This is a genomic window from Floridaenema aerugineum BLCC-F46, assembly GCF_041929345.1.
Taxonomy (GTDB): domain Bacteria; phylum Cyanobacteriota; class Cyanobacteriia; order Cyanobacteriales; family Aerosakkonemataceae; genus Floridanema; species Floridanema aerugineum.
Genome location: NZ_JBHFNQ010000149.1, coordinates 1 through 9,430 on the forward strand (window position 1 = coordinate 1; position 9,430 = coordinate 9,430).

The following is a 9,430-nucleotide window of genomic DNA, read 5'->3' on the forward strand; positions in this document are numbered from 1 at the left end:
TTGCGCTTCAGCGCTACATTTTAGCGCTGAAGCGCAACAACGTACATATATGTTTATCTGTGGTAAAAAAAATGGGAAAATTTTGGGAACGCTTTCTGCAATCTACTTCTGGTAAAATAGGGTTGATTTTAACCATTGCGATCGTATTACTTGCCCTTTTAGCACCAATTCTTCATCCTTACGATCCAGCTACCGATCGCAATTTTACCGCACGTTTAAAACCTCCTAGCATTGAACATTGGTTTGGTACCGATGGATTAGGAAGAGATATTTTAGTATTAGTTTGGTATGGAATGCGAACTTCTCTAAATGTTGGGTTAATTTCGGTAGGGATAGGATTAGTAATTGGGTTAATTTTAGGATTGATTGCGGGTTATTTTCGGGGGAAATTTGATACAGTAATTAGTTGGGTAACGGACATACTTTTGGCTTTTCCTTCTATTTTATTGGCAATTGCGATCGTCACCGTCACAGGCCCAAGTTTACCCAGCGTCATGTTAGCAGTAGGAATCGTCCAAATTCCCATTTATATTCGCTTAACTCGCAGCATGGTTCTCTCATTAAGAGAACAAGAATTTATCCAAGCAGTAAAAGCTTTAGGCGCATCTCCAAATCGAATTATTTTCAATCACATTTTCCCCAGTACACTTTCACCTTTAATCGTCCAAGCAACACTATCAATTGGTACAGCAACCTTAGAAGCAGCGGGATTAGGATTTTTAGGATTAGGAGCACAACCACCAACACCGGAATTAGGCACAATGTTAGCCGATGCTTTCAAAGGTGGCTATTCTTTAACCTATCCCTGGACAACCATTTTCCCCGGTTTATTTATTACTTTAACCGTCCTAGCCTTCAACCTTTTAGGCGACGGTTTGCGCGACAGCCTCGATCCTCGTTCTTAGAAACTCCTTCTCTTTCTTTGCGTCCTTTGCGTCCTTTGCGGTTCAAAAAATTAATCCAAATCGAATTGTCCTACAGTAACCGCACAAAACGCAAAAGCCAAAACAATTGGAATCGGACATTTCATCACAGCACTAGCAATTGTCGCACTAATTGTTACTAGCACAGCAGCGATCGCCCAAATCCTTTCTTGCGGACTCAAACCTTGTTTATCTTTAATTACTTTTAATTCTCTGCTAGGAATTGGTTCCGGCATTACTGCGCCAGGGGGAAAAGCCCAATAGGTATTTTTACCATCAATTACTAAATCTGTCCAACCGTTATCTTCGCACCATTGGTTAACCCATTCATCAGCAAAATGTTTCATTTCAATTCCTCCCGACAATAAAGTTAAGTTATCTAGCGATCGCTAAGAGCACTGCACCATTAGCGAACAAAAATCAGAAATGTTTACTTCCTTGAAATAGTGAGAAAACTGTTACAACGCTGTCTACCAGCGGTGTGTTCTGAACAGGTTAGCAAAAGCTAGGCTTATATAAAAGTAAAAGATACCAAATGTAATGAACACATTACCGAACTTTAAGAAAAATTGAGAACTGCGATGACTCAGGTTAAGAAAAGTTACCGCTGAACAGACTAAAATTAAGACAAAATGAAATACTAATGACTTCTGCTGAGATTGAGGTGCTAAGATGACTGCCACTACTTCCAATGTCACGATCGAAACAACCAAGCCACCAAAGTTAGAAGTAATTGGTATGACCAAGCGGTTTGGTAACATGACGGCATTAGATAATGTTTCAATTACTCTCAAACCGGGAACATTCCATGCTTTACTGGGAGAGAATGGCGCAGGCAAAAGCACTTTAGTCAAGTGTATTATGGGCTTTTACACTGCTGATAGTGGGCAGGTATTAATTAATCAACAACCGCACAAAATCACCAGTCCTCGTGATGCCCATAAATATGGTATTGGCATGGTGTATCAGCATTTCACCTCCATTCCGGCAATGACGGTAGCAGAAAATTTGGTACTCTCTTCTTTTGAAGGTTCCAATATTATTAATTGGGATGCAGAGTACGATCGCCTCCTCTTATTCATGAACTCCGCACCTTTTCATCTTGACCTACATACACCAATTAGCCAATTAGCCGCCGGACAGAAACAGAAATTAGAAATACTTAAACAGCTGTATCTCAAAAGTAAGATTTTAATTTTGGATGAACCTACCTCAGTCTTAACTCCCCAAGAAGCAGATGAAATTTTAGGCTTATTGCGACAAGAAGTAATCGCCGAAAAATTAACTGTGTTGATGATTAGTCATAAATTCCGCGAAGTCACCGCTTTTGCTGATGAAGTAACAGTATTGCGTAAAGGAAAATTTGCAGGTTCCGGCAAAGTAAAAAATCTCTCAGTTTCCGATATGGCTGAGATGATGATGGGAGAAAAACGCGAATCTCAACCACTGGAAAAACAAGCAACTGTCGCCAAAGTTCCGGTATTAGAAATTAGAAATTTGCATACTAATAAAGATAACGGATTAGCAGCAATTTCTGGAGTAAATTTAGTCGTTCATGCTGGAGAAATCGTCGGAATTGCAGGCGTTTCCGGTAACGGTCAAAAAGAATTAGTCGAAGTATTAGCAGGGCAACGTCCGGCAACTGAAGGAGAGATTTTAGTAAATGGGGAAAAGTACAAAGCGACTCGCGCCGAAATGTACAAATATCAAATTTACTCTTTGCCGGAAGAACCGTTAAAAAATGCTTGCGTTCCTAACATGAGTGTGGCAGAAAATTTAGCTTTACGCACGTTCGATCGCCCACCCCAAGCTGTAGGCGGTTGGTTATTAATTAACCAAATTATTCGCCAAGTTGCCCAAGGTTTAATTAGTCAATTTTCCATCAAAACGCCATCAGCAGAAACCCCAATAGTTAACCTTTCCGGTGGCAACGTCCAGCGCACAGTTTTAGCCAGAGAACTATCATCAGAAAAAGTCAAATTATTGATTGCTGCTAATCCCTGTTTTGGCTTAGATTTTGCCGCAGTAGGTTTCATTCACGACCAAATTGTAGAAGCAAGAAATCGTGGCGTAGCTGTGTTATTAGTCAGCGAAGATTTAGACGAAATCTTAAAAATTGCCGATCGCGTCCTCGTGATCAGCGAAGGTAAATTCTTTTACGAAAGTGCGATCGTCGATGCCGATGTCGTAGAAATTGGTAAACGCATGGCAGGGCACTAGGGGCAGAGGGGCAGAAGGGCAGAGGGGCAGAGGGGCAGAAGGGCAGAGGGGCAGAGGGGCAGAGGGGCAGAGGGGCAGAGGGGAGGAAAATTCAACACTCAGAACTTTCTCCCTCACTCAAAACTCAAAACTCAAAACTCAAAACTCAAAACTTTCCCCAGTCCCCAGTCCCCAGTCCCTACATTAAGAAATATAAACACTGAGAACTGAAAATTACATAAAGCTTTTGGGCAAAACTCGATCCCGTAAGTAAAGTGTTAACTAGTGCCTTAGCTGGCTGTCAGCTGAGTGAACACTCAGCAGTAACTTAACACTTGGAGTTGGAAGGTACAGATTATGACAGAATCTGTGTTGCAGCAGGATCGAAGTAATTCCGCGATCGTCCCAGTAGAGATTATCCGTCGCTTGGTGTGGAAAATTGCGATCGCCACCTTCCTGTTAATGGCAGTAGGAAGTGCGACAAGGGTAATGAATGCCGGATTAGCTTGCCCCGATTGGCCTTTGTGCTATGGTCAATTAGTGCCCAGTCAACAAATGAACCTGCAAGTTTTCTTAGAGTGGTTTCATCGGTTGGATGCGGCGTTAGTGGGGATTAGTGCGATCGTCCTAGTAGGATTATCCTGGTGGTATCGCCAACAGGTCCCCAAATGGTTGCCTTGGGCATCATTATTCGCCCTCTTCTTAATAGTTTTCCAAGGCATTCTCGGCGGTTTAACTGTTACTCAACTATTGCGATTCGACATCGTTACCGCACACTTAGGAACAGCACTGCTATTTTTTGTTACCCTGTTAGTAATCGGCACCTCACTATTGCCATACAAAGGCAACAATACAGCTAACAAATTAGCTTGGATCGGCTTAATTGCTGCCTTTTTGATTTATTTCCAAAGTCTTTTAGGCGCGTTAGTAGGTTCGCAATGGGCGCTACATCAATGCTTATCCGATTCTAATTTATGCAGAGTGATGAACAGTCACATTGCTGGGGTTGTTCCCGCAACTTTGGGAGTTTTAGCAGTAGTAATTATGTCATGGCGAACGGCAGGACTGCACCCAAATTTACGATTTTTAGCTAACGTTTCTGGCGCTTTGTTAGTCTGCCAAATTGCTTTAGGAGTAGCGACTTTCCGATTGCGTTTACAAGTCGAACCATTAACAGTAAGTCACCAAGCGATCGGCGCAGCTTTACTCGCAACTCTGGTAATTTTCAGTGTTTTAGCATGGCGCGACAGCAAGTTAGTAACAAATGGATAATTGGTGATTAGGAGTTGGGAAAAGTTACTATTTATACTGTCTCAATTACCAATTACCAGTAAGTAATTAGTGAATCACAAAGGACACTAGAATTCATGCAAGAACTTATTGCAACTGGGGTTTCTCGTCAGCATCAAAACTTTAAAGAAGTAATCCAAAGTTATTACCAATTGACGAAACCTCGGATTATTCCACTACTACTAATTACCACAGCAGCTAGTATGTGGATGGCTTCAAATGGCAGAGTCGATCCCTTTTTATTGGTAGTAACTTTATTGGGTGGAACTCTGGCAGCTGCATCAGCCCAAACCTTAAATTGCATTTACGATCGCGATATTGATTATACAATGGAACGCACTCGCAAGCGTCCAATTCCTTCGGGAAAAGTTCAAACTCGCCACGCACTTATTTTTGCGATCGTCCTTGCCGTTTTATCCTTCACCTTGCTAACAGTTTTCGCAAATTTATTAGCCGCTTTGTTAGCAATGTCCGGCATCGTTTTCTACATGGTAGTTTACACCCATTTCCTCAAACGTCATACTACCCAAAACATCGTAATTGGTGGTGCTGCTGGCGCTATTCCCGCTTTAGTAGGATGGGCAGCTGTCACGGGTGATTTAAGTTGGTCAGCGTGGATGTTATTCGCTATAGTTTTCCTGTGGACACCGCCACATTTTTGGGCATTAGCATTAATGATTCGGGAAGATTACGCCAAAGTTGGCATTCCCATGTTGCCCGTAATTGTAGGAGAAGAAGAAACAACCAAGCAAATTTGGATTTACACCTTAATAATGGTGGGATCGACATTTCTCCTAATTTATCCTTTGGGAACTGTAGGGATAGTTTATGGTGCGATCGCAATTATTTTAGGCTGGAAATTCATTCAGAAATCTTGGCAATTATTACACAATCCCAGTGATATTCCCTTAGCGCGATCGACCTTCAAATATTCCATCATCTACATGATGCTGCTGTGTTTAGGAATCGTCGTTGATACCTTACCAGAAACTCATTCCTTAACCGCAATTTTGGTAGATAATTTACAAACCATAATTAGCGCCATTCCAATTTCGTAGCTATTTGTAGGGTGCGTTAGCGAAAGCGTAACGCACCATCCCCCTATATAGAGCATCACTTTTTAGGTTATTTTGCTATATTTTTATAAATACAGATTGTTGAGGGGTGAAGGCTATTCCTACATCAGCGCAGTTATTTACTTGCTTTGTCTTAAGTTATTGGGCAACCAAGATGTATTTGCCTATTCACATAATTCGCATCGACGAACGAACAGGTAATATTTTCTTTTTGGCGGGTGAAGAGACGATAATATTAATTGAGCGTAATGGGCAGTGGAGGTAATTGTGAATCAACCAAATTTTCAGAATATGTCCAAAAAAGAGTTACTTTCATATTACGTTAAGCATAGAAATGAAGACGAAGCTTTCTATGCTTTAATGGACAAAATTTATGCTGAACCACCAGGAGAAATTCATCCTGCACCACAGTCAATTGATGACTTAAAAAATTTCCCTGAATTGTTAGAAAGGAAGCGCCAGCAAGAGCAAGAAAATGAATTGCAGCAATAGTTTAGCGTGCGATCGCCCCATTTCATTACTTTACTTCCTCAAAACGAATAACTTTCGGACGCTTTTCTTCATCAGGAAAATGACAGCGAACCGCATCACGAACCATTTCTCGCAAAGTTTCTAAATCATCAGCTTGAGTGAAAATTGATTCGCCTAAAGCTTTAGCATTGTATCCCTCGTCTGGATCATCTTCTACTAAAAATACAATTTCAGTCATAGTCGGATTATTCAATCGATCGCAATTTAATAATAACTGATTTAGGCAAAACAGCCGAGAATAATTACAAAACGTTGATTAAATCTATCTACCAAAAGAAGGAATTTAAGTAATAACTTGCGACAAAATAATCTCCATCTAGAGAACGGTTTACCCATGAGTAAAATCAAGTAGAAATAAGATATTAAAACTCATGGAGATGTATTCTATGAAACTGAATTATTTTACAAAAGTAGCACGGAAAATCGCTACAGTTCTGTTTTGTGTGTGTGCGATCGCCTTCTCTTGGCAAGGTGCATTCCTCTCCAACAGCGCCGCTATAGCCGCACCCCAGACAAACTTGATTGCAGCAGTAGCAGATAATCCCAGTGAATTTGCTGAAGCACATAAGGATTTTGTCAGAGATGCAGCAAACAAAGTGAAGAAAACAGCAAACGAAAATGCTAGAAAAGTCGATCGAGCAACAGACGACGAAGGTAATTTTGTTGAGCGGAAAGCCAAGAGAGATCGCGATCGCATCGAACGAACAGCCGATGAACACGCAGCTAAAACTCAAGAAGCGATCGACAAATCAACCAACGTTTTTGAGCGCACTGTTGAAGGAATCAAAGACGCTTTTGGTAGCTAGAAACTGAAAGCTTTTAAACTATTCGTAGGGTGCGTTAGTGACAACGTAACGCACCATTTCAGCATATTTATTGTCAGTGAGATGGTGCGTTACACTGGCGTTAACGCACCCTACATCTGATCGTACTCTCTTAAATTCCGATAAACTAGATACTAAATTCTACTCAAAACACTAAAAATGCTGACTAACTATATTCGTGTTGCCATGCAAAAAGCAACTTATGAATTACTAGAAGATGGTACTTTCTACGGCGAAATTCCTGAGTGTCCAGGTGTATTGGCAAATGCTACGACATTGGAAGCTTGTCGGGAAGAATTGCAAGATGCTTTAGAAGGATGGATTATTTTAGGATTGCGTTTGGGTCATAATTTGCCAGTAATAGATGATATTGACCTGAATAATACCAAAGAGGTTGCCTAATGCCAGTATTTGGGCCAATTAGTCGCCGGGATTTAATTTATTATTTACGACAAGCAGGGTTTGATGGGCCTTACCCTGGTGGCAAGCATCAGTATATGGTAAAAGAAGAGTTAAAACTGACAATTCCTAACCCGCATAAGGGAGATATTAGCAGAGGTTTAGTAGCTAAGATTTTACGTCAAGCAAACATCAGTATAGATGAATGGGAATTACTCTAAATTGGATAGAGTGGGATTGCATCATTTTCAAACACTAACCTCTGCATAAACTTTAGAACTTTTTACTATTAAATGGTAGAAGACTTAAGTTTTGACATTAGAGCAGATATTCTTTTCCTTCTTCCATCTACTCTAATGCTCCATACTGCTCTGGGTAATTGTCCAATTGGAGCAGTCAAAGTGAATGTGAGTTCTTCATAAGGCTTCCAATTACCTTTAACACGCCATCCAACGCGCTCTCCAAAATTTTTCCAATTTTTATTATCTAGATTAGGATTCCCACCCACGCTCTGCCAAATTTGATTTGTAACACTAAATCCAAAGCGCCCGTTGCTATATTTTACCCATAATTGATCTATAGTGTGTAAGTCTACAGATGGAAAACTTAACAGGTCTTTATCTCTGAGGTAGCGTTCTTTTTCACGACCAGCTATTTTGAGCATGACAATCCAAGTTTCCTGATCAGCTTCTTTCCATTTTCCAGTTGCCAACAAATCTCGTAATTTTGTGTAATCTATACCTACTTCTGAACTTAAGTTATCAGGTTGCGGAGCAATCCCTCTTTCTAGTTCTTTAATGCGTTGCGATACCTCTTGATATTCATTTGTTTTTCCTTGTTTCAGGTATAAATTTGCAGCTTCTTGAAAATCCTCAATAGCTTCCTGATTCTTTCCAAGCCTACAGTAAGCAATACCACGAAATTTGTAAGCTTCAGTATTATCAGGATTAATGCGAATTACCTTATTGAAACACTCTATTGCTTCTCTGTACTTGCCGCGCTGTCCATTCTCTAGCCCTTGCTTGTAATAAATGTTGCTTTCTAGGTCTTGAAGTACTTCCTGAGCAGATTGATAGCGATCTTGCACAGAATCTTGAATCAATTTATCTAAAACTTGCTCCAATTGATTGCTGACATTATTAGTACTTGGCAAATACTTTTTCCATAACCAACTACGGTTTAGAGCATCATAGAGGTTATCATAAATATCTGGCAAACAATTAGTTAACAACCTAATACAAGTTACACCCAAACTATATAAATCGCTAGCAGGAAAAACTTGACCCCGCATTTGTTCCATTGGCGCATATCCAGAAGTACCAACCATCGTCCCAAGTTTACTTAAAACTGTTCCCGTCACCTGTTTAGAAACCCCAAAATCAATTAACATTAACTTGCCATCTTGACGACGCATAATATTTTCTGGTTTAATATCTCGGTGAATTACGCCTCGTTCATGAACAAACTGCAAAACAGGTAACAATTCATTCAATAATTTTGTAATCTTTTCCTCACCAAAAGCTCCCTGTTGATGCAATTCCTGTAATAAATTTTGTCCTTGAATAAACTCTTGTACTAAATACAAACGTTTGTTATCTTCAAAATAAGCAATTAATCTGGGAATTTGGGGATGTTCGCCTAAATCAAATAATCGTTTTGCTTCTTGTTTAAACAGTTCTGTTGCTTTTTCGAGTGCTGCTGTTCCTTCAACTTGGGGTACAAATTGTTTAATTACACAAGCATCATTCATTTTATGAGTGTCGATCGCCTCATAAGTCCTCCCAAATCCCCCTTCGCCCAAAAGTTGCACCACCCGAAAGCGATTTTTAAATAAAGAATAGAGAGATTGAGAACCGCAACTTTGGCAAAACTTATTACTATCAGGATTGAACGGATTCGAGCAATTGGTATTAGAACAGTAAAGCATATTTGAGAAGTAGTTGAGTACGCCTAAACTTATTTTTCCCAGAAACTCCTGAAAATTTGACTTAGGTACGTTGTTGGGGGTAAGCGCGAGTTTTTATAGGGGGAGCGCAAAAACGTAACAACACCATACACCAATTTTTTAACTCTTTTTTATCCCGCAAAACATTATTTTCCCCACAAACCCCTAAAATTTTTACTTTGCTACTTTTGTGGCCAACCGCTCTTTATTTGACCGCTCCCCCGCAACAACGTACCATCTCCC

At 40.2% G+C, this 9,430-nt stretch carries 12 protein-coding genes; 9 read left to right on the forward strand and 3 right to left on the reverse strand.

What is annotated here, in order from left to right; translation table 11 throughout:
* The first annotated feature begins 71 nt into the window (after window positions 1-71).
* Window positions 72-905 carry an ABC transporter permease gene (locus ACE1CC_RS19725; RefSeq protein WP_413272152.1) on the forward strand — a complete coding sequence of 278 codons (834 nt, stop codon included), beginning with the start codon at window positions 72-74 and terminating at the stop codon, window positions 903-905.
* A 50-nt stretch (window positions 906-955) separates the two neighbouring features.
* On the opposite strand, the gene ACE1CC_RS19730 is transcribed toward ACE1CC_RS19725, so the two are convergent.
* Entirely contained in the window at window positions 956-1,270 is a 315-nt protein-coding gene (locus ACE1CC_RS19730) for a slr1957 family protein (RefSeq protein ID WP_413272141.1), read from the reverse strand.
* Window positions 1,271-1,595: 325 nt separating this feature from the next.
* Between ACE1CC_RS19730 and ACE1CC_RS19735 the strand changes: the two genes are divergently transcribed.
* The 5 genes from ACE1CC_RS19735 (at window position 1,596) to ACE1CC_RS19755 (ending at window position 5,980) form a co-directional block, all read left to right on the forward strand.
* A complete protein-coding gene (locus ACE1CC_RS19735) occupies window positions 1,596-3,143 on the forward strand; it encodes an ABC transporter ATP-binding protein (protein ID WP_413272142.1) in 1,548 nt (515 codons plus the stop codon).
* A gap of 336 nt (window positions 3,144-3,479) precedes the next feature.
* Window positions 3,480-4,394 (forward strand): COX15/CtaA family protein, encoded by a 915-nt coding sequence (locus ACE1CC_RS19740; RefSeq protein WP_413272143.1) that lies wholly within the window; start codon window positions 3,480-3,482, stop codon window positions 4,392-4,394.
* Window positions 4,395-4,489: 95 nt separating this feature from the next.
* Window positions 4,490-5,470 (forward strand): heme o synthase, encoded by a 981-nt coding sequence (locus ACE1CC_RS19745; RefSeq protein ID WP_413272144.1) that lies wholly within the window; start codon window positions 4,490-4,492, stop codon window positions 5,468-5,470.
* A gap of 106 nt (window positions 5,471-5,576) precedes the next feature.
* The gene (locus ACE1CC_RS19750; RefSeq protein ID WP_413272145.1) at window positions 5,577-5,753 is read left to right on the forward strand and encodes a DUF6888 family protein; all 177 of its coding nucleotides are present in this window, start codon (window positions 5,577-5,579) and stop codon (window positions 5,751-5,753) included.
* A gap of 2 nt (window positions 5,754-5,755) precedes the next feature.
* Window positions 5,756-5,980 carry a DUF6887 family protein gene (locus ACE1CC_RS19755; protein ID WP_413272146.1) on the forward strand — a complete coding sequence of 75 codons (225 nt, stop codon included), beginning with the start codon at window positions 5,756-5,758 and terminating at the stop codon, window positions 5,978-5,980.
* A 25-nt stretch (window positions 5,981-6,005) separates the two neighbouring features.
* On the opposite strand, the gene ACE1CC_RS19760 is transcribed toward ACE1CC_RS19755, so the two are convergent.
* Window positions 6,006-6,197 (reverse strand): 2-oxoisovalerate dehydrogenase, encoded by a 192-nt coding sequence (locus tag ACE1CC_RS19760; protein WP_413272147.1) that lies wholly within the window; start codon window positions 6,195-6,197, stop codon window positions 6,006-6,008.
* A 208-nt stretch (window positions 6,198-6,405) separates the two neighbouring features.
* Between ACE1CC_RS19760 and ACE1CC_RS19765 the strand changes: the two genes are divergently transcribed.
* The 3 genes from ACE1CC_RS19765 to ACE1CC_RS19775 all read left to right on the forward strand — a co-directional run bounded on the left by ACE1CC_RS19765 (window position 6,406) and on the right by ACE1CC_RS19775 (window position 7,463).
* Window positions 6,406-6,825 (forward strand): hypothetical protein, encoded by a 420-nt coding sequence (locus ACE1CC_RS19765; RefSeq protein WP_413272148.1) that lies wholly within the window; start codon window positions 6,406-6,408, stop codon window positions 6,823-6,825.
* Window positions 6,826-7,002: 177 nt separating this feature from the next.
* A complete protein-coding gene (locus ACE1CC_RS19770; RefSeq protein WP_413272149.1) occupies window positions 7,003-7,245 on the forward strand; it encodes a type II toxin-antitoxin system HicB family antitoxin in 243 nt (80 codons plus the stop codon).
* The gene (locus tag ACE1CC_RS19775; protein WP_413272150.1) at window positions 7,245-7,463 is read left to right on the forward strand and encodes a type II toxin-antitoxin system HicA family toxin; all 219 of its coding nucleotides are present in this window, start codon (window positions 7,245-7,247) and stop codon (window positions 7,461-7,463) included. The genes ACE1CC_RS19770 and ACE1CC_RS19775 overlap by 1 nt, the downstream gene beginning before the upstream one ends.
* Before the next feature lie 68 nt (window positions 7,464-7,531).
* Here ACE1CC_RS19775 and ACE1CC_RS19780 read toward each other — a convergent pair whose 3' ends face one another.
* Complete coding sequence (locus tag ACE1CC_RS19780; protein ID WP_413272151.1) at window positions 7,532-9,169, reverse strand: protein kinase domain-containing protein; 1,638 nt, start codon at window positions 9,167-9,169, stop codon at window positions 7,532-7,534.
* Between the last annotated feature and the right edge of the window lie 261 nt (window positions 9,170-9,430).